16 protein-coding genes are annotated in these 20,926 nt (G+C 51.1%); 1 reads left to right on the top strand and 15 read right to left on the bottom strand.

Annotated elements, in window-relative coordinates; genetic code table 11:
• Positions 1-88 precede the first annotated feature (88 nt).
• The 3 genes from HMPREF2554_RS06675 to HMPREF2554_RS06665 form a co-directional block, all read right to left on the bottom strand.
• Positions 89-1,561, bottom strand: coding sequence for an NAD-dependent succinate-semialdehyde dehydrogenase (locus HMPREF2554_RS06675; protein ID WP_013399070.1), 1,473 nt, complete (start codon positions 1,559-1,561; stop codon positions 89-91).
• A gap of 56 nt (positions 1,562-1,617) precedes the next feature.
• A complete protein-coding gene (locus HMPREF2554_RS06670; protein WP_238382326.1) occupies positions 1,618-2,511 on the bottom strand; it encodes a universal stress protein in 894 nt (297 codons plus the stop codon).
• A gap of 95 nt (positions 2,512-2,606) precedes the next feature.
• Complete coding sequence (locus HMPREF2554_RS06665; protein WP_004004672.1) at positions 2,607-4,049, bottom strand: flavin monoamine oxidase family protein; 1,443 nt, start codon at positions 4,047-4,049, stop codon at positions 2,607-2,609.
• 200 nt (positions 4,050-4,249) lie between these two features.
• Here HMPREF2554_RS06665 and HMPREF2554_RS06660 point away from each other — a divergent pair, with 200 nt between their 5' ends.
• Positions 4,250-4,948 carry a TetR/AcrR family transcriptional regulator gene (locus HMPREF2554_RS06660; protein WP_370447723.1) on the top strand — a complete coding sequence of 233 codons (699 nt, stop codon included), beginning with the start codon at positions 4,250-4,252 and terminating at the stop codon, positions 4,946-4,948.
• Between the two features lie 64 nt (positions 4,949-5,012).
• Here the strand turns inward: HMPREF2554_RS06660 and HMPREF2554_RS06655 are convergent, their stop codons facing one another.
• The 12 genes from HMPREF2554_RS06655 to arc form a co-directional block, all read right to left on the bottom strand.
• Positions 5,013-5,747 (bottom strand): polyprenol monophosphomannose synthase, encoded by a 735-nt coding sequence (locus HMPREF2554_RS06655; RefSeq protein ID WP_041322097.1) that lies wholly within the window; start codon positions 5,745-5,747, stop codon positions 5,013-5,015.
• 138 nt (positions 5,748-5,885) lie between these two features.
• On the bottom strand, positions 5,886-6,989 hold the full coding sequence (locus tag HMPREF2554_RS06650) for a hypothetical protein (RefSeq protein WP_013399074.1): 1,104 nt from the start codon (positions 6,987-6,989) through the stop codon (positions 5,886-5,888).
• Positions 6,990-7,005: 16 nt separating this feature from the next.
• Positions 7,006-9,927 (bottom strand): DEAD/DEAH box helicase, encoded by a 2,922-nt coding sequence (locus tag HMPREF2554_RS06645; RefSeq protein ID WP_013399075.1) that lies wholly within the window; start codon positions 9,925-9,927, stop codon positions 7,006-7,008.
• A gap of 62 nt (positions 9,928-9,989) precedes the next feature.
• A complete protein-coding gene (locus HMPREF2554_RS06640) occupies positions 9,990-10,874 on the bottom strand; it encodes a twin-arginine translocase subunit TatC (protein ID WP_013399076.1) in 885 nt (294 codons plus the stop codon).
• A gap of 132 nt (positions 10,875-11,006) precedes the next feature.
• On the bottom strand, positions 11,007-11,243 hold the full coding sequence (gene tatA / locus HMPREF2554_RS06635; RefSeq protein ID WP_004004679.1) for a Sec-independent protein translocase subunit TatA: 237 nt from the start codon (positions 11,241-11,243) through the stop codon (positions 11,007-11,009).
• 423 nt (positions 11,244-11,666) lie between these two features.
• Positions 11,667-13,763 (bottom strand): helix-turn-helix transcriptional regulator, encoded by a 2,097-nt coding sequence (locus tag HMPREF2554_RS06625; protein ID WP_013399078.1) that lies wholly within the window; start codon positions 13,761-13,763, stop codon positions 11,667-11,669.
• 98 nt (positions 13,764-13,861) lie between these two features.
• Positions 13,862-14,257 (bottom strand): FKBP-type peptidyl-prolyl cis-trans isomerase, encoded by a 396-nt coding sequence (locus HMPREF2554_RS06620; protein ID WP_013399079.1) that lies wholly within the window; start codon positions 14,255-14,257, stop codon positions 13,862-13,864.
• A 73-nt stretch (positions 14,258-14,330) separates the two neighbouring features.
• On the bottom strand, positions 14,331-15,332 hold the full coding sequence (locus tag HMPREF2554_RS06615; RefSeq protein ID WP_115333647.1) for an FKBP-type peptidyl-prolyl cis-trans isomerase: 1,002 nt from the start codon (positions 15,330-15,332) through the stop codon (positions 14,331-14,333).
• Between the two features lie 324 nt (positions 15,333-15,656).
• A complete protein-coding gene (gene pafA / locus HMPREF2554_RS06610) occupies positions 15,657-17,117 on the bottom strand; it encodes a Pup--protein ligase (protein WP_013399081.1) in 1,461 nt (486 codons plus the stop codon).
• 48 nt (positions 17,118-17,165) lie between these two features.
• Positions 17,166-17,366 (bottom strand): ubiquitin-like protein Pup, encoded by a 201-nt coding sequence (locus tag HMPREF2554_RS06605; protein ID WP_013399082.1) that lies wholly within the window; start codon positions 17,364-17,366, stop codon positions 17,166-17,168.
• 8 nt (positions 17,367-17,374) lie between these two features.
• Complete coding sequence (dop, locus tag HMPREF2554_RS06600; RefSeq protein ID WP_013399083.1) at positions 17,375-19,093, bottom strand: depupylase/deamidase Dop; 1,719 nt, start codon at positions 19,091-19,093, stop codon at positions 17,375-17,377.
• A 21-nt stretch (positions 19,094-19,114) separates the two neighbouring features.
• Positions 19,115-20,773 carry a proteasome ATPase gene (gene arc / locus HMPREF2554_RS06595; RefSeq protein ID WP_013399084.1) on the bottom strand — a complete coding sequence of 553 codons (1,659 nt, stop codon included), beginning with the start codon at positions 20,771-20,773 and terminating at the stop codon, positions 19,115-19,117.
• Between the last annotated feature and the right edge of the window lie 153 nt (positions 20,774-20,926).

Raw genomic sequence — 20,926 nt, 5'->3', positions numbered from 1 at the left:
TGTGTGCTCGTTTTTCCTTGTGGAAAGGTAAAACGAACCCTTCGAGAAATTGTTGTATTGTGCGTATCTTGGATGGTTTTTGGGTGGTTTAGCTGGCGTAGGGGTCTTTGATGCCGATGTATTGTGTGTAGGTGTATTCGGCGATGCCTTCGGCGGCTCCTTCCCGTCCTAGTCCGGAGTGTTTAACGCCTCCGAATGGGGCTGCGGCGTTTGACATGATGCCGATGTTGAGGCCTGTCATGCCGACTTCTAGGCGGTCTAGTGTTCGCAGGGCGCGGGATGTATCTGTTGTGTAGACGTAGGATGCTAGCCCGTATTCTGTGTTGTTGGCAAGTTGGATTGCTTCTTCTTCGGTAGAAAAGGTGATGATGGGTGCTACAGGGCCAAAGATTTCTTCTTGGATGACGCGTGCATCGTGAGGAACGTTGATGAGGACTGTGGGTTGGTAGAAGTATCCGGGACCGTTTTGGGGATAACCGCCGACCAGAGCTTGGGCACCTCGGTCGAGAGCATCTTGTACAAGTTCGTGGATGGAATCTACTGCTTTTTGTTCTATGAGGGGGCCACAGGTGGTGTCTGGGTTTAGACCGTTGCCGGTTTTGAGATTTGCGATTTTTGTCGCTAGTTTGGTGGAAAATTCTTCGGCACGGGATTCGTGGACTAGGAATCGGTTTGCGGCGGTGCAGGCTTCGCCCATGTTGCGCATTTTTGCTCCCATGGCGCCTTCAACGGCTTCGTCGATATTTGCGTCTTCGAAGACGATGAAGGGGGCGTTTCCGCCGAGCTCCATGGAGGTGCGTAGGACATTTTGCGCGGCTGATTTTAGAAGGGCTTTGCCAACGGGGGTAGAGCCGGTGAATGAGAGTTTGCGCAGGCGTGAGTCTGCAAGGAGAGAATCTGAGACGGCTGATGCAGTTGCTGATGCAACTACGTTGAGTACTCCTGCTGGTAGCCCTGCGTCGAGCATGGTTTGTGCGAAGTATTGCGCGGTTAGGGGTGTGAGCCGTGCAGGTTTGAGGATCATTGTACATCCTGCTGCTATTGCAGCTCCGGCTTTGCGTGTTGCCATGGCTAGTGGGAAGTTCCATGGGGTGATGAGTAGGCATGGTCCTACAGGTTTATGCTTTACCAGTATTTGGTTTTTACCTTCGGGCGTGGGCTGGTAGCGTCCGTAGTCGCGTACGGTTTCTTCGGAGAACCATCGTAAGAATTCGGCTCCGTAGACTACTTCTCCTCGTGATTCTGCGAGGGGTTTTCCCATTTCGAGGGTCATGAGGGTGGCGAATTCTTCGGAGCGATCGGTGATGAGGTCGTATGCCCGTCGTAGTATTTCTGCACGTTCACGCGGCGGCGTGTGTGCCCATTGGTCTTGAACCTGGCATGCTGCGTCTAGGGCTGCTATTGCGTCTTCAGGTGTTGCTGAGGCTAAGGCCGTGAGCTTTTCTTCGGTCGCTGGGTTGAGGACATCGAACGTCTCCCCTGCGGATCCTTCACGCCAAGTGTCGCCGATGAGTAGCCCAGTGGGTATTTTGTTAATGAGTTCTTGAAGATGTTGTTCCATTGTTTTCCTTTCCTTGGGATGATAGTACGGCGGTGTATATCACGTGAGGAGCCGGGCTATTGCTTGATGATGGGGATTGAGCCTGTCCACGGCTGTTGCTGGGAGCCCTTGCGTCCAGGGTGGTAATCGCGTGGTACTACGACGAGGGGAATAGGAAGTTTGGTCATGATTTTTGCGGTTGTTGAGCTTAGGAAGAGTTCTCCGCGTTGGGCTAGTTTGGAGGATCCGGCCATTAGCACGGAGTCTTCGTTCCAGTGCACAGAATCGACCGCTTCTACGATGGTAGTTCCTGCGCCTACTGCGATGCTTAGCTGTTGTGGGTTTATCGGTTTGACTGCGGATTGGTCTACGAGGTCTTGGATGATGCTGCGATAGGTTGTATCGTCTAGGTCTTTTCCTTCTTCGTAGAGTGAGACTAGGCGTACTGGTATGCCTGTTCGGTTTTGGGTTGCTATGGCTTCTTCGACAAGGTTTATGGAGTCGATGTCTGGGGATACGGCGCAGTCGAACTGTTTGATCGTGTGTGAAGCGCTGTATTTACGTGGTGCTAGAGCGACGGGAATACGTGAACGGTGTAGAAGAGCGTTCCCAACCGCGCCTAGTGAGTGCCAAAGCCAATTTCCGGTGTTACCGCCGCCCACTATAATGAGTCCGGCGTCTATGGCGTCAGCTAGTTCTAGTAGGCCGCTGACTGCGGAATCGGCGCGGCGTAGGTGGAAGCGGGCGATTACTTGGGCGGGCACGTAATGTTGTGCTTCTTCAAGCCATTGAACGGCTTGCTTTTGGAGTAAGTCTTCGAAGTTGGATCGTGGCGCTGCAAGGCGAGGACTTTGCGGTTTAATGACATATACTACATCAAGTTCTGCACCCAGGGAGCGAGCTAGTACGACTCCTAGTTGGAGAGCTGAACGGCCCCGTGCATCAGGCGAATATCCTACGACGTATTTCATGTTTCCCATCCGTATTTTGGGGAGCTTTACTGGGTGTGTCATTCTTTGGTTCACCCAGTAAAGCTGCCCGTGTGTGCGTTACGATGCGAATGATCTTATTTGAGTTTTGCGGCTAGCAGTTTTGCTGTTTTTTCTCCCATGCGTATAGCACCATCGACATGCTGGTAGCCTTCGGCAGCAATGTCTGAGCATGACCAGTAGATTGGTCCTACTGGGGTTTCTTGGTCTGCGCCGTAGCGATGCAGTCCGCCAAGATCATAGCTGGCTGCGTATGCGCCACGAGTCCATTCTTCGGCACCCCAATCTGATTCGTAGTACACCACGGGATTTTTTGTTTCTTCTCCGAGCATTTGCGCCATGGAGTCTAGGATGCGTTCTTTGCGTTCCTCGGCGCTGATGGTGAACATTTCATCCGCTGCTTCGTCGGAGACGAACCCTACTAGAGTGCCGCGAGCTTCTTCTTCTCCAGTTGCTGGGTCGTAGTTAGTGTTGTCGTAAATCTCTTGTACCAGGTTGTTAGCGGCAAAACAGGTTCCTGAGAGACCTTTGTCCCGCCAGAACGGTGTGGGGTAAACAGCATGTACTTTGATAACCAAGCCAAGGGACTGGTGCTGATGCATTTGATGCTGTCGGCGGTCTAGCGGCGGCACAAAATGGATACGTGAATATAGGTTCGGAGGAACCGCAACAACAGCGTACTTTGCTCGAACAATGATGTTTTTTTCAGGTGAGGCCTCTCCATCTTCGGAGAAGGCTTCAGCTTCAGCAAGTACGGGGTATTCTCCGTCTTCTTGCCAACGTAGAACGCGGACCGGGTGTTCGAGAATTATATTCTCTTGTCCCACTTTTTCTGCGAGGGCTAAGGAGACGGACTGCATGCCACCCAGAACACGTTTGTCGAGAATAAAATCTTCATCGACAAGGTTAGAGAACGATCCTGCAGATGCAGCCATAAGTACTGCCTGTAAAGCTGAGAATGCGTGAGCCGGCTTAGTGAGCATGCCACCAGCAATGAAGAGCCCAATATTGTTGCATGCTTCTTCATCGTTGGATTGTTCGCGGAGCCAATGGTGAAAGCTAATTGTATCGAGTTCGCGTGCCTTGGGGTGCGCCCAAGGTTTCTCGGCCCCGATCTCTGCCGCAAGCTCATCTAAAATTCCGATGAGTCGTTCCATTTCTCGTTGAGTGTGCTCGTTGGCAGGAAACATGTCTCCGTTGTACCGGTGCATGGTACCGTCAGGATCGCGATAGAGATTCTCACCTTCGCGGTAACGAGAGAAGGTCTTAAGTCCGAGCTCTTCAACGAGTTCGGTGAGAACAGTCTGATCGGGGGAAATCCATTGTCCGCCGATTTCAAGGAATGCGCCGTCAATATGGTTGTTCCATGTGCGCCCGCCAACACGTTCACGTGCTTCAAGGACTGCAACGGTATGTCCTGCTTGCTGCAGTCGGTATGCTGCAGTGAGTCCGGAAGGACCTGCGCCGATAATTACGACATCGCGGGTCAATTCATTCGTAGTTTCGTTCTTGGCCGTCATGGTTAAACCCTTTCGCTCAAAGAATCACAAAACGAATTGTGTTCGTTTTAGTGTATCCCAGAACACAGAAATTACAAATCTAGGGGTATTTATGAAGCGTAAAATTTCTGGTGGTATGTTTTATAACTGCTCACAGACGGGACGGCAGTAAACGCCGAAAGCGAAGAAATAGTAAAGGATTTATCGTGATCTCTTCCCCCATGCGACGCGCTGGACGCCCCTCTTCGACAGTGTTAAGCGCGTCCAAAATTGTGCGGTCAGCACGTAGACTTTTGGCCGATCAAGGAAATTTCACTATGAGCGTACTTGCTCAGAAACTAGGCGTCGCCCCCTCTTCCTTATACAATCACTTTCAGTCTCGTGCCGAAGTACTGGGAGCTATAAGCGATGCGGTCATCAATGACATTACGCTGGAGCCCCTGATACGAGCGACTAAAATTCTTAACGAGCAGCACCTATCCCACGCCGAAAAGCTAGAACTCTGGACTGAATCTTTGAGTCTGTGGGGGAAGTCTTATCGAGACGCGTTCAGTGAGAGCACCGATCTGGTAACAGCGCTCGCATTGACCCCGATCGATCGGGCCCCTCAAACGTTACATATGTATGACGTCCTCGTTCAGACGTTAAGAGCTTTTGGGTGTCCAGAATATAAAACTTTAAATGTTATTGAATCTTTAGAGGCATTCCTGCTGGGATCCGCAGTAGATGCCCACGCCCCCGAATCTATCTTTAACCCTGCGGCTTCAGCAGATGAGTATCCATATTTACAAGACGCATATACAGCGCTGCAGCGTAGCTCGCAGACTCCAGCAGAGAACGCATTTAGCTTAGGACTCGAAGCGATTCTTCATGGTCTGGCGCGTACAGCGATACAGGAATACAACACGAATACAGAGTGACACTATACAAAAGTGCCCGAACTATCAAAGGGTAGTTCGGGCACTTATTTTATGTGAAGTTTAGTTATTTGCCTAGCTTCTTTTTGAGCTTATTGACGCGGTTAGAAACGCCCCAAGTCGTCACTTTACGCATAGAATCAAAAATTATATTTCCGGTCATCTTTGATGCTCCGACCTCACGCTCAACAAAGGTAATAGGAACCTCAACAATTTTGAGCCCTGCTTGCTCAGAACGCCAAGCGAGGTCTACCTGAAAGACATAGCCCTTAGATTCAATGCCTTCAAGATTCAAACGTTGTAGTGCTTCACGCCTATATGCGCGGAAACCTGCTGTGATGTCTTTGATTGCAGTCCCTAGAACAACCCGCGTATAAATATTTGCTCCGCGAGAAAGAATTTGGCGTTGAATGGGCCAGTTTTCTGTTTTTCCGCCGGGTACATAACGGGAGCCAATAGCTAAATCTGCCCCAGCCTCAACAGCATGTACTAGCGATGGCAACTGCTCGGGCTGGTGAGAACAATCAGCGTCCATCTCGATAAGGACTTCATATCCCTCATTGAGACCCCAATCAAACCCCGCAAGATAAGCTCCACCAAGACCGTCTTTCACAGTGCGGTGAAGAACGTGAATCTGTGAATCTTGCTCAGCCATAGCATCCGCAATCTGACCTGTACCGTCAGGGCTATTGTCGTCAACTACTAGAATATCGACGTCGGGTGCTGCCTTACGAAGACGTTCAACAACAACGGGTAAGTTTTCCTTCTCGTTATACGTCGGAATAACGGTCAGTACACGCATAATAATTCCCTTGTTTTCCTTTGTTAGAGTGAAGGTAGGGTCTAAGTTTACTAGTATAACCGGCGAAATACGGCGTAAGGGCGTATTCTGCAGATGCACGGCATATTTTCAGGTAACTTTTACGAGCTAGGAAACGTACTATTCCCCTCCCCTAGTGTACATGCGATCTAATACGGGCAACGGCACATCTGAAGCAAGAACCGGTAAAAGTGGAATACGAGCACGGGGATCAGTACTCCACGAGACTACGCGAGAATCCGGGGTTTGCACCATAAGCTCAGTGACGTTCCAGAGTGCTATATTCGCTGGTGTATCAGGGAGTATTTGACCCGCAAAGGGGTTCTCGTCGTGGGCTAGCCGGTAGACTCCTCGCGTAAGTGCGGCGAAACCACTGCGTGCTGAAATACCATCTGCCGATTTTATAAGGGCTGAGATGAGCTCCCATCCAAGAGGCGCTTCAACAAGAGATGGGTCTGACCCTAGCGCGAACGCGGTACCAGCTGCATTCGCCCGGTGGGCTAACTTTGCAGTCTCAGTATCAAAGGTTGCTTGGATACCTAAGTTGATCCGTGCATCTGCGAGATCCTGAAGACGTTGATCATCAATGACTCCATGAACCATATCAAGCCGGATGTTAAGCCAAGGATGCTGTTCCCTAACGGCTAGCGCATAGCTAAAGGCATTAGTGAAACTATCTTGAGTGTTGATGGAGAGTACAAGACCATGTTCTGCTGCTTCGGATGCCAGAGTAGGTAGGTGGTCTAGATTTGTGGCGTGAAACCCAGTGAGTGCTATAGATGATTTATTGAGCAGGTCTTGGGCTGTGGTGACGAGCTCAGCGTACGATGCGGAGGTCGCTTGTGGCTCTGGGATTATGAAGAATCGTACGTCTGGGGCTGTTGCGTGTGTTGTATAAAACGTGTCGAGTGATGCGCGTAGGGTCAGGATGTCTCGTATTGTTCCTGCGAGTATGTGGGTATGGTATCCCTGGGTATGTGTTCTGAGGAAGTACTCGTAGAGTGTTTTTTCGCTGTGGTTGTTTATGGGGGCGAAGGCACGTGCGAAGGTGGGCGTGATGAGTTTGCCGTTTAGATCGATAGCTCGCATGCGTTCGTCCGTGATGGAGCGAGCTCCCGCATCTGAGCCTATCCAGGTTACGGTACCGTTTTCGGTGAGGAGCGCTGTGGCGTAGGGGTCGGCGGGGCTGTAGATGCTCCCGTTGGTATAGATATAGATGCTCATGTTCTTTCCAGCGGTTTTAGGAGTCTAGTGCGACGACTCCGCGGCGGATGAGGGCTATAGCTTTTTCGCAGCTTGCTCGTAGGTTTGGGCTTATGGTGGGGATATGGGCGATCTGGTCGAGTGCGTCGATAACTTGTTTTGCCCAGCGTACGAAGTCGCCGGCGGCGAGGCCGGTATCTTCGAGTGCTTTTGCGAGGTGCATACCGCGAGCCCAGCGGTAGATAGGGGTGACGAGGCCTAGGTCGCAGGGTGGGGTTTGATCTAGTTCGTGACGTTCTTCGTGAACGTTGAGATGGTCTAGTTCGCGGTTGATGGTCGCGATAGACACTTGTAATGAAGGGTGCGGGTAGCGTGGGAGAATTTCGATGGTTTCCTTTTTGCCCTGGTATGTGAGCGCGGCTATGGTTGCTGCTATAGCCGCAGGATCCAGATCAGTGAGGAAGCCTTTTTCGAGACAAATAGAGGTGAGAAGGTCTTTTTCCCCGTAGAGTTTGCGCAGGGCTTCCCCCTTCGTCGTTAGCTTGAGCCCGTTATGGGAGTCAGCAGTAACGTAGCCGTATTCAGTGAGGAGCTTTGCGATGCGGTTGAAGACCTGGGCAATAGTGTTGGTGCGTCGGGTAATTTGGCGGCGTAGTCCTTCTGTTTCTGCGTTGAGTTTGCGCCATCGTTCTGCCCAGCGTGCATGGGTTTCCCGGTCAGAGCACCCGTGGCAGGGGTGGTTACGTAGTTGGGCACGTAGTATGTCGAGTTTTTCTTGGGCATCGTTATGACGTGTGGCGATGGGGGTATTTCCGAGTTTGCGGGGTGGTCGTTCATCGATGAGCGCTTGACGCATCCGTGAGGTGGTGTCGCGGCGTTCTTTGGATGTTTTAAGGGTTATTTTCTTGGGGAGCTTGATGTAGGAGACGGGTTCAATGAGCCCCGTGAAATCACGTGCGCTTGCGGTGCGCTGCTGATTGTCTTCGGTAAGGATACCAATGCGTGGGTCTGTATTGGATTCGGCACGGGTGATGACGATAGCGTAGCCGCGGGAGCGACCATGAGGTATGTGAATGATGTCTCCGGGCATAAGTTCTTGGATGCTTTGGTGAGCTTGGGCGCGTGCATGTTGTTGGTTGGCTTTGCGGGTTTTTTTCTCTAGATCTTTGATGTTTTGCCGCAGGCGCATGTATTCTGTGAAGTCTCCAAGGTGGCACTGCATGGAGTCTCGGTATCCTTCGAGCGCGTTTTCGTTTTTACGTACTCGTGCAGCTGTTCCTACAACTGATTTATCTGCTTGGAACTGGGCAAAGGATGATTCGAGGATTTTGCGGGTTCGTTCGGCGCCATAGGCTGCGATGAGGTTCGCAGCCATGTTGTAGGTGGGGCGGAATGATGAGTTAAGGGGGTATGTGCGAGTGGATGCGAGGGTGGCAACCTGTTCTGGTACAAGACCTGGACGCCAGAGGACTACGGCGTGTCCTTCAAGATCGATTCCGCGGCGCCCTGCCCGCCCGGTAAGTTGGGTGTATTCTCCGGGGGTGATATCGACGTGGGTTTCACCGTTGAACTTGGTGAGTTTTTCGAGCATGACGGTGCGGGCTGGCATGTTGATGCCGAGCGCGAGGGTTTCGGTGGCAAAGACTAGTTTGATGAGCCCCTGTGCAAAAAGTGTCTCAACAACTTCTTTGAAGAGCGGTAGCAGACCTGCATGGTGGGCTGCCACCCCGCGGATGAGTCCGTCTCGCCATTCGTAATATCCAAGGGCATGAAGGTCTCGGTTATCAAGGTGTGCAGTGGTTTCTGCAATATAGGCACGGATGGTTTGCTGCTGTTCCTCGGTGGTGAGGACGATATTCGCGTTGACGCATTGGGTAACGGCGTCATCACATGCTGCCCGTGAAAAGATGAAGCATATGGCAGGCAATAGCCCTTGCTTGTCTAGGATACGGGCCATTTCGGGGCGAGGTATGCGGTGCGGACTCAGAACGTTGGCGTCTTGGGTGAAGGTTTTATGACGGGATCGTTCGAGTGCATGTGTGTGTTTGTCATGCCGGTTGCGGCCGCGTCGGAAGCGCTCGCGTTTGGGTGCATTGTGCCGGGGGGTGTGTCGGCGAAAGCCTGGCCGCAGTTGTTTGAGGAGCGGGTTAATGCGTAGCCCCGTGGGAGCGTTTTGGAGTGATTTTGTGTGGTTTTTACGACGTTTTGTAGGTGAAGCCTCTTGCTGAGAAGTTTCATCAGGTACAAAGAGGTCAATAATACGGTTTCCTACCATGAGGTGTTGCCAGAGCGGGACGGGGCGGTGTTCAGATACGATGACATCGGTATCACCTCGTACGGTATCTAGCCATGCTCCGAATTCTTCGACGTTGGATACAGTTGCAGAGAGCGAGATGACGGTGACGTGTTCGGGAAGGTGAATAATCGCTTCTTCCCAAACTGCTCCACGGAACCGGTCGGCGAGATAGTGTACTTCGTCCATGATGACGTATCCCAGACCGATGAGGGTCGTAGATTCGGCGTAGAGCATGTTGCGAAGGACTTCAGTAGTCATGACGACGATGGGGGCTTCGGTATTGATGCTGGTGTCGCCGGTGAGCAGACCTACGTTTTCTTCGCCGTATTCACGCACAAAGTCATGGTATTTCTGGTTGCTGAGTGCTTTGATAGGGGTTGTATAGAACGCTTTTGTTCCTGTTTGGAGGGCAAGGTAGATGCCGAATTCTCCGACAACTGTTTTACCAGAACCAGTAGGCGCAGCGACAAGGACTGAATGTCCAGTTTCGACGGATTGGCATGCCTGACGTTGGAAACTGTCAAGAGGAAACCCGAGATTCTTTTCGAACTTACTAAGCGCTGTTTTTGCGTGAGCGTTACGTTCTTGCGCGGCCTGATACTGCGCAAAGTAGCTCGGGCGGTCGTTCGAGTCGTGAGTGGTTTCTTGGGGGTTTTCAGCCATAGTTCTAGTGTACCTGCGCCTAAAAATCCTCCGTCTTGAGTAAGACGGAGGATTCTGGAGTTTTACTTTTGGGAGGGTTCCTCTTCAAGCTGTCCTAGCTTTTCAAGGTCTTCAGCGCTGGTGGCCGTCTTGAGCTCGGTCTCTGTAAGACCCTTTGCTAGTTTAGCTTCGCGGCGGTCACGCCGTTTATCGTTGAGCAAGCATATTGCTATGGCGAGGAAGAAGAAAGTTAGGAGCGGAATCATCAGGTAGAACATCATCATGATATCCGTCCCGGGGGCTGTCATAGCTGCGATAAGCGCTACAAGAACCACGATCCAGCGCCAAGATTTGAGGATAGTTTTACCCCGAATAACCCCCAGCATGTTCAATCCCACGAGGATGACGGGGATAATAAATGCTAGTGAGAAGAAGAAAATAAACTTAACGATGAAGGAAATATAGGTTGGAGCGTCAATGACGTTCGAGCCGCCGGGCGGGGTGAACATTGTGAGTGCACGAACAACGCCGGGCAGACTATACCAAGATATGAAGACACCGCAGGCAAAAGCAAAGATTGAGCCGCTGAGGAAACCAAAGAGGTATTTTTTCTCTTTGGTATGCAGCGCCGGAAGTAAGAAGCGCAGTCCTTGATAGAGCCAAACGGGTGCAGCAAGTCCAAGACCGATGTACGTACCCACGCGAATGAGCTGGTCAAAGGGTGAAGAAATTGAGCCGTAGTTTAAGGTTGCAAAGCGGTTATCTGCTGCGTTGATTTGCTTAAGAGGTTCAGAGATTGCATCAATAAAGGGCTGGTACAAGAAAATAACGGAAAGTACGGCGGCGATAGCAGTTGCAATAGCCGCTTTGATGAAGCGGTCACGAAACTCACGCAGATGTTCCTTCAGCTCCATACGGGCTTCAGGATTTAGTTTGCGGTTGCGTACATCCTGATCCGGTTTTGCCATCGTTTTCCTCGTTTTATTCTAAGCTCCGCCTCATACCTGTTATTCAAAAATTATCGATATGGGTAGATAAACTACTGGACAACCCGTGCCACCAGAGAGGTGGTTGCACGGGTTGTGTTGTTGTACTGAAAATTAGTTTTCAGACTTTTCGGACTTAGCTTTGTTGTCGACAACCTCAGCGGTGACAACATCGTCCTTATCGTCTTCCTTCTTACTATCGCTCTTCATACCCTCGACTTCGGACTTGAAGATACGCATCGACTGACCAAGACTACGTGCCATACCTGGGAGCTTGGGAGCACCGAAGAGCAGAACGATGAGGAGGATGACTACGATAATAGTTGCCGGGTGACTGAACAACTGACCCATAAGGTATGAACCTTTCTGTGCTTAGAGCAGGTCTCCGATATTTTGAGGTTGGCCGAGTCGATCTCGTCGGGAGACCCGTCGCTTGATTCGCTCAGACCTGCGTGTCTGTTTTCCTTGTTCGTATTCATTGTACGCCGTGGTTACCGGGGTAAAAATCCCTAGGCTTTGCTCGTCAGGCAATTTTCGGCGGGTATTCGCTTGCGCTTCATCGAAACGAGTTTCGACGGATTCCATCCATGTTGCTACAAGATCGAGTAGCATGAAGCCCCTTGTGAGTGCACGATATACGAACCACGCTAAAAACGCTAGAGAACCTATCGTTAAGGTGCCCCATAGTAATACCCAAAACCACCACGGCATAGGAATTATTATACAAGGTTGTTATTCTACTTATAGATGTCTGGGCGTGTCTTTCGCAGATATCTACGCTAGAAGCGACATCAGACGATCTATAAGTAGAGACCGTACAGGTTCTGGCTCAAGAATCTCTAGAGCACCTCCATACGCTACAACGAAATGCAATATTTGCTCAAGGCCTGCCTCGCTTTCACCAGGATAGTAGTGCAGCTCATGGTAAATCAAGGGCGTTTCAGGTTTAGAAGGCTGGGATCGTGAAACGTGAGTACTCCGCCGTTTCAAAGTACGGATAGTATTCTCTCGCCGCTCTGTTCTGAGACTTTCAACGTGGATTTTGACTCGAACATAAGGGTGTTCTGTATTTGTCTGTTGCTGCCGAGACCAAAGATGCGGGGTGTTGGGAATCTTAGCGGCGACGGCCTGATGGCTTTTACCGCCAAGCCGCGCATTTCTAATACGGTCAAGAGCAAAATTTCGCCAGGCATTAGAATCGGCAGCTTCACGCCACAGCCCATGCAGATAAAAACGATTATTTTCAAAGATCAGTGAGCAAGTATCAACGGTGCGCTGCACCCCTGCATAGTCAAAAATAAGGGTTCGTTTCTGAGAGACTGCCCGATGTATTAAAGGAATAAGATGGTGTTCAGGAGCGAAAATTAGGCTTCCGCGCAAGCGCTCAGCATCCTTTGGGTAGCTCACCAACAGCAGCTCACGAATTTTGGAAACGCGTGCATCGTCTGGGTAGAGAACCTCAGCAGCCGACACTGAAAAGAAAAGCATGGCACGCTCTAAAGCTGACAGAGGAACGCCCTGATAAATCGGATCGTCACATGAATAGGTTAGCTCGGCATATAGTTCACGACCCTGACGAAGCGGAAAGACTATAGGGACTGCAAGATCCAACTCTGCAGCTCCGTAATCCTCGCAGACATTGGTAAAATCACTGACAAGGTTACTTTTAGGTTTGCCGTTATCCACTTGCAGAAGTGAAGCTGCAGGTTTAAAAGGAGCGCCCCCTTCAAACCAAGCCGCATCATCTTGGCTTAGACGATGTAGTACCAAGAGCATGTCAATCAAACGGTCTGTATCATCGTCACGTTTGCGGCGAGAATTCTTACGCCATGCTTCGGGCAAATCAGCCCTGCGCTGATGGGTAGAAAGCAAACGTTCCACCAGGTTGTGCTGAGCTCGATATGCCTCCTGGGCCCGTTGAAGGTCTTTGCTCGAAAAATCTGCGGACGATTTTGGGACCGTTATTTTCAATCCGCGTGCGGTGGCTTTCACCGCAGTTTCTCGAACACCATATGAGTCAAGAAGCAGCTGCTCATGTGAATCTAAAGATAAGGCGGGCACAGTACGGGCATAGCCCTGAAGGTTTTCAGAAAGCATGGTTTGAAAATCAAATGTTTCACCAGGCCGAACAAAATTCTCTTGCTGCTGTTGACTACCGTTGATGCGCATACTCTGAATGCGCTCAAAACGGTGAATATACGCACGATTCGGTTCTTCCTTCGGAGCCTCAGAACCCTCGCGAGAGGGATAGTGCGCCGCAAAATACCAATTGCCGTAACGGTACCCTATCCCCCACACGGACAGATTCTCGCTATGGCGAGTATTGAGGTCCCCATAGTCCATGTCAATGGTTTTATGCTCGCTAAAGGCACTAAAAATCTCTTCTAGATGGGAATCATCACTCAGACGTATACGCTGGAGCGGTTCCTCTAGCTCCTCTAAACGTGTAGAAGCTGATAGCGTGGGAACGCTAAGAATGATCTTACGCATCATACGATGTGCAGAGCTTTCAAGCTCGGTACCTTCCCAGGCACGGCACAGGCTCATGAGAAATTGTGCGTCCTCTAGCTTAAGTTCCCAATCAAGAAGCGGATTAGGGACCGGAGTGTACACATAGTAGCTTTTGCCATCACGTTCAACATGCTTAAACGTGATACCAGCATCACGCAAACAGTCCTTTGCACGCTCAAACTTTTTAGCGATGGTCTCAGCTTTTCGTTTATTCCCCGAGCCAAAGATGGTGTATTCGTCTAAACCGTATACTTCTAAAAACTCTGCGCGAGAAATACCGCGCCGCGAGCTATTGCATAGCCGATGATAAATCCTGATCAACGATGAACTAGACGAAACATCTCGCGCTTTTGTTACCATATAACCATCATACGGGGATATATAAAACCTTAAACAACTCAGGGGCTGCTGTATTCGTACCCGTAAATTACGGCAGCAGCCCCGAAGTTTTAGATTTTCTAGCTAACGTCTACCAAATCCACTACAAAGATCAGGGATTCACCAGGTTTAATGACCGATCCTGCGCCGCGGTCACCGTAGGCCATGCTTGCAGGAATTTCGAGGCGACGCCGACCGCCAACCTTCATGCCTAACAGCCCTTCATCCCAACCGCGGATAACCTGCCCCACGCCAACCTGGAACGGAAGCGGCTCGCCGCGGTTCCATGAAGCATCGAATTCCTCACCAGTGGAAAAAGCAACACCTACATAGTGTGCCAAGACACGAGAACCGGGAACAACCTCAGCCCCCTTACCTTCGATAAGATCTTGGATAACAAGTTCGGTCGGGGCGTCGCCCTCGGGAAAATCAATTTCCGGCTTTTCTCGATCAAGCTTACGCTGGCCAAAAGACATAATATGTTTCCTTTACTCTCAAGTGCCCTACCGAAGATGGGTACAGCGCTTATCGGCAGAGCTCGAATAGAATTTACTGTTTGGTGGGATCAGCCGTAGGCGCCAAGCTAGACGGGATAGCTGTGGGGGAAGCTGAAGAAGACTCCTTAGCCTGCTGAGAAGGCTGCGCTGAAGCGTGGGCTGGGCTCATGGGAACAGTCGCTAAAATATCGACAACAAATACTAGGGTTCCCTTGGGTCCACCATTCTGTCCCTCTTCCCCATAGGCAAGTTCAGCAGGAACAACAAGCTCAACTCGAGAACCTACTTTCTTACCCTTTAAGCCCTGTTTCCAACCCTTAATAACTCCGTTAAGCTGGAAATTTGCGACCTGTTTATCGTAGTTCCCATCAAAGACCTTACCATCAGACCACTGAGCGCCAATATAACGCACATATACTGCATCGTTCTCATTGACTTCGGCACCGGTACCAGTAATCAAATCTTGAGCAACAAGCTCATGCGGAGCCTCTCCCCTATCATCTGCGAACTTCAGCTCTGCCTTACCCGTAGTCTCATTCAGAGAGAAGGCAGGAAGCTTCGGATTGGGAGCTTGCTCAGTACCCTGAGCATATTTAGGAAGATCCTTTTCTGTGGGAAGCTTCCGAGCTACGGTATAAACCTCAAGATTGGTTGGTGAACCAGCTTCGACAGTTGGTCGTACTGAGGAAGCAGACTGCTGTTGCTGCTGCTCGTGGGACACGTTCGTACTATATACAAAAGAACCACCAACCTTCATCTTCTTCATAACTTCGTAAATAGTGGGTTCTATCGTTTTTAATCGACCAACTTGAATGGGTATAGATTGCTCATTTTCGTTATAAGAACTGCCTACCAACGAACCATTTTCACCATTAAAAATTGAAGCATTGACGAGAACAGTATCGCTATCCTGAAGGGAGTCACCTGTACCTTCATCCAGTACCCTGGCAACCTCCCGATCTGTAGAAAAAGGTGTAGAAAAAGATACAGCGGGAACCTGAGTTCCGCCCCTAAGATCTACCTGTACTTTGTCAAGTGCTTCTGAGCTACTCACAGTGTTTTCACTAGTAGAAGCGGACGGCGAAGATTCGTTTTGACCCGAGTCACCAGCGCCGCAAGCGCTTAGCAACATCGAAAGAGTGAGTACTGAAGCAGCCAAGGCTTTTTTCGACACAAAGGTTCCTTCCCTAGGTTTTCTTTATTTCGGAGTTAAACGTTTAAGATACACCGAAATTATGTGATGCTCTATAACTTAATATTAAACGGGCGAAAACCCGACAAATACAACGGTGTAGAGCAAATCAATAAGAACATAAAACATACGTAAAGTATCAAACCCTAGAATAAAAAGCTAGTTGTAGAACCATATTGTGGAACATTACACCAAAGGCGGAACAGACTGAGGAGGGTTCTTATGGCGAAGCATCTCAAGAACCTTTGTGAGTTCGGAGCTCTCTGTTTGAAAGGGATCTTTAAATACTAGGGTGTGCTGTGGGTATGCATTGAGTTTAAGGTGTACCCAATCTACAGTAGACTGCTCCCCCGCATTTTTAGCCGCCTCCACAAACTGTGAACGTAGGCGTGCGCGGGTTGCCGGAGGTTCTTGCATCGCGTTCCGTGCGGCATCAGACGGGAGGATAGTTGTGATGGCTCCACGCCGGACTAGAGCATGGTAAACCCCGCGGTGGGGGTCAATATCATGGTAAGCAAGATCAAGCTGTTGGATGCGAGCGCTCGCATAGTCTGTCGGCGCTCCAGCCGTGTTGCTACGGGCGATGTATGCGTCTAGGAGTTTCTTTTTGATAGCCCAGTCGATTTCGGTGTCAATACTGCTGTAGTCACCGGTTTCGATGGCGTCGAGGGTGCGCTGCCAGAGGTCTAGTGCGTAATCGACGCGATGGTGGTGGGCCCCGTATTGCGTGATGTATTGGCGGGCGGCGTCGAGGTAGTGTTTTTGAACGCTTAGAGCTGTGTAGCGTTGTCCGTCTGTGGTTTCAAAAGCTGCGGTTCCGGTGAGGTCGTGGCTGATGGTGCGTAGAGCTTGCGGAACCGATGCGAGTTCTAAGCTGGTAACAGGAAATCGGTCTTCGAGCATGCGTAGCACAAGGTCGGTGCTGATTATTTTGAGCAGTACCGTGGGTTCCGCCATATTGGAGTCGCCGTTGATGACATGCATACGGCGGTATCGTGAGGCATCGGCGTGGGGTTCATCGCGGGTGTTAATGAGGGGTCGTGTGCGGGAGGTTGAGGTGCTTGCTGCTTCCCAGATATGGTCTGCTCGCTGTGAGAACGAGTATGAAGGTATGCCTGTAGTGGCTTGTGGATCTGTTGAACCTTGTAGGGGCCCTCCGTTGGGGTGGGTTTTCCCTGCGCCTACAAGGATTTGGCGGGTGACGAGGAATGGTACGAGTTGTTTAACGAGGGTGGGAAATTCGAGTTTGCGGCTAATGAGGTAGTTTTCGTGGCTGCCGTATGAATTGCCGGCGGAGTCTACATTGTTTTTGAAAAGGTAGATCGTGCCGTTGAGAGGACGATCGTGGTGTGTGCTCAATTGCTCTTGGGCTTGTTGCGCTAGTTGAGCGAAGAGGAGCTCGCCCGCGCGTTCTTGGGCGAGGAGTTCGTCGATGGTGGCGCATTCGGCGGTGGCATATTCAGGGTGTGAACCTACATCGAGGTAGAGCCGTCCACCGTTGGGCAGGAAAACGTTAGTAGAGCGCCATTCATCAAGGACGGGCTTGAAGAGCGCTGCAGCTGTTTCTTCGACGCTGAGCCGTCCTAGCCCCTGGGGTACGTAGCTAAGTCCGAATTCGCTTTCTATGCCAAATATGCGTTGTTCCATGGTGTGTTTCTAGTAAGGGGACGAAAGTGCTTTGAGTAAGTCTTTGAGTTACTGACCGCCCTTTTGGACGAATCCGGTGACGAATTCTTCGGCGTTTTCGGCGAGCAGCCCGTCGATTTCGTCGAGGATATCGTCGACTTCGCTTACGTCATGTACAACGGTCGTGTCTTGTTGGGTGAGGGATTCCTCCTGTTCAGTGAGTTCTTCGTGGTACTGGGGCTTTGAAGCGTGGATGCGTTCACGTGACATGTTTTCTCCTAAAGGTCTTTATGGGGTGTCGTGTTCTGTTGGAGGAGTTGAAGCAGTTCGTCGGAGTGGGTAACTCGTGGTAAGAGCGGGTCTACTTCAGATTGAGTGTAGCGTGTGGGCTCAGGCATGACGAGTCGGGTAAGTTCGTGGGAGTAACGCCCTCGGCAAGATACGGTATCCCAGTTGATACCAATGATTTCATCGGGCCATCGGCTCATGAGGGTTCCTCGGAGATAAGCACGGGTGTCTGATGGTGGGGTGTGGGCGGCGTCTTCAATGTCTTGAGGTGTGAAGAGGGTGCACATCCGACCACGCGCTACGAGGCGGTGGTAAAGACCCCGTGTAGGATCTATATCTGCATAGTGTATGTCAAGGGCTTTGAGCTTTGCATCGGTATAGGGAACACCTTTGGCCACATAGCTGCTGACGAGCGCATATTTAGCGACCCAGTCGAGACGATCTGCAAGTGCGAGAGGATTTGTTTCTAGGGCATCGAGTGTTTCTTCCCAGAGGGCGAGTATTTGTTGGGTGTCGTTGTCGGCTCCGGTGGGGTTCTCTTGTTCGTGGCTTTTGCAGGCGTTGAGGTATGCGCGTTGAATTTCTAGAGCTGTGGCGAATTTGGTGGTGCTGTCAGAATCTTCTGTGAGCGGGAGCTGAGCACTGAGTGATAGGTCGTGGCTGGTGGTGTGTAACGCTGTTACTGGGTCGGCGAGGTGTAGGTTTGGGGCGCGTCCGGATTCTATGAGGTTTAGTACTAGAGTGGCTGTGCCGAATTTAAGGAGGTTTGAATAGTGGGAAAGATTGGCGTCTGCAGGGATGACGTGCAGGCGACGGTAGCGTTCGGAGTTGGCGTGGGGTTCATCGCGGGTGTTAACGATGGGCCGTCGAATAGTTGTTTCGAGCCCGACAGGGCGTTCAAAGAAGTCGGCTCGGGAGCTGATTTGGAACCCTGGAATTTCGCCGTTGACGCCTATGCCTACTCGGCCTGCTCCGGTATAGATGATGCGTGTTGCAAAGAAGGTTAGGAGCGTGCTAGCAACGTCTTCGAAAGGGATATTGCGGCTGATGAGGTAGTTTTCGTGTGCACCGTAGGATTGTCCCTTGGAATCGGTATTGTTTTTGTAGAGCTTGATGGCGGGTAGGTTGTCGTTGCTATGCTGCGCTACTTCTGTGATGGAATCGTAGGCTATTTTGTCACCTGCAGCGTCGTAGAGTACTGCTTGGAGCGGAGTGAGTACTTCGGGAGATGAGTATTCGGGATGGGCATGGTCGACGTAGAGTCGGGCGCCGTTGGCGAGCATGGCGTTCATGGTGACTCGGTCCCAGTCGAGGCGTTCCGGATAGCCTCCTCGTCCGTGGATAAGTTCTTGGGATCCGTCAATTCCTGCTTCTCGTAGGGCTTCAAGCGCTATGTCTTCGCTTGTGAGTTCTCGACGGGTGTGTGTGAGTTGTGAGGAGTATGCCTCTTGTTCTTTGACGGTGTGTCCGAAGGCGTCAGTGAGCGGAGACTCGGATTCTGTAGACCAGCGCGTGCGCTGTGCTTCTTGCGCGTTATTCTCGATGGTCCGGCGCAGAGATTCTGTGCGCTTCGCTTCCAGTTTTTCGTACGTATTGACCACGATAGCGGAGAGTATCGTGGGGTTTGCGCCGAGGGCATCCGGGGATATGACACCGTATTCGGTTTCTGCTCCCATGATGCGGTGAATACCGTAGACGGGCTGGAACATGAGGTTACTTTCTTGGAACGATTAAGGTGTAGTGGCGGTATGTGGCGGCATGATGGAAAGAAGCCTTCCTCGTACTCCGCGTATGGTGAGCGCATCTTCAACATCGGGTAGCGGCGGCAGCTCAACTTGATCTTCAAATTCTGCGCGAACCGCTTCGAGAAGATGCCGTGTGGTAATACCTTCTGACAGGATTTCAGGACTAGTACCAGTGAGCGGTGAACTTGCGTGGCTGAGATATTCCTTGATGGCGTACTTTTTAGCGCGATCCACAATGTTGCGGATAACGGCGCCAGAGACAAAGTCACCGCGATATAGGGTCTCTTCGTGCAGGCGGGGATTATCTGCTGTGTTAATACCCTGGTCCAAAGTTGCTGCTACATAGGCGTTAGCGGAAGTACGAGCATAAAGCTGCGCGACGGCGGCAGAGATCATGGCTGCTAGCGTCGCCTCTGCCGAACCGTGCTTGGCGACTTCGTGGGGATCTAGAGGCAGATCGTCCGTGAGATATAGCCCGAAAATCTCGGTAGCTCCAGAGGCATCTGGACGGTTAATACGGATTTTCAGGTCGAGGCGCCCTGGGCGCATAACTGCAGCGTCAATGAGGTCTTCACGGTTTGTGGCGCCGATGACGATAACGTTCTGTAAGGATTCAACGCCGTCGATTTCAGCAAGAAGCTGTGGAACGATGGTGGTTTCTATATCTGAAGAACGCCCCGTGCCACGGGTACGGAATAGTGACTCCATTTCGTCGAAGAACACAACGACTGGGTGACCAGCTTGGGCTTTTTCCCGCGCCGCCACGAAAATATCACGGATCTGCCGTTCGGTCTCTCCCACGAATTTGTCGAGGAGCTCTGGGCCTTTGATATTAAGGAAATAACCGCGAGTATTTGTACCTGGGTTTAACGCGGCAGCACGCGCCGCTAGTGAGTTTGCCACAGCTTTGGCAATCATGGTCTTACCGTTTCCGGGCGGTCCGTAGAGCAATATACCTTTGGGCGGTGCCAAATGGTAACGCTCGAAAATCTCTGGGTGCAGATAAGGCAGCTCAACGGCATCACGAATCTGCTCAATTTGCGCTCCGAGGCCACCAATATCTTCGTAAGAAATATCCGGAATTTCTTCGAGGACGAGTTCTTGAGAGCGGCTTGCCGGAACTATCCCGGTAACCATCCGGATGCGGCTATCTAGGGTAACTGCATCACCTGTGCGCAGGGAATCGACATCAAGCTCCCCTGAGACACGGGCAACTTGCTGAGCACCAGACGCAGTATCGATGAGCACTTTCTGGGGGCTCAGAACCTCACGAATCGTCACAACGTCCCCATAGGATTCATATCCGAGGGATAGAACAGCTTCGGACTGCTCGTTTAGAAGCACCGTCATACCCGGTGCTAAGTTTTTACGATCCAAAAGCGGGGAGAGCGGAATACGCATAAAACGTCCTCCGACTTGGACATCAAGGTAGTCTTCGGTTTCAGCAGGGCTCTTATCGTCAGCAGCCTGCGCATAGGTCATACGCTGTCCCGTACTGACCGCAAGAATAATTCCTGAATTCAACGGGGGCATGATCTCTTGCGCTAGTGAAGCCCGTAGCCGCTCAATCTCATATTTGAAGTGAGTAAGTGCCTCAACCAATTTACGATTTTTCTCAGAAGCGGCTCGTAACTGCCGGGTCATATTAGTGCGAGTCGACTCAGCAGCACTTACACGCCTCAGTAAAGCCTCATACTCTTGGGGGCTTACAGCGCGAGAAGAAGGAATCGGATTCTGGCTCTGAGCTGCAGAATAATGCGGCGCGGGGCTTGGCTGACGAGCCGACGACTTGGGATC

Origin of the sequence: Rothia sp. HMSC071F11 (genome assembly GCF_001809115.1) — a bacterium.
In the GTDB taxonomy this organism is placed as follows: Bacteria; Actinomycetota; Actinomycetes; order Actinomycetales; family Micrococcaceae; genus Rothia; species Rothia dentocariosa.
Note: the sequence above shows the minus strand (reverse complement) of the source record. Positions and strands in the feature narration are given on the sequence as shown.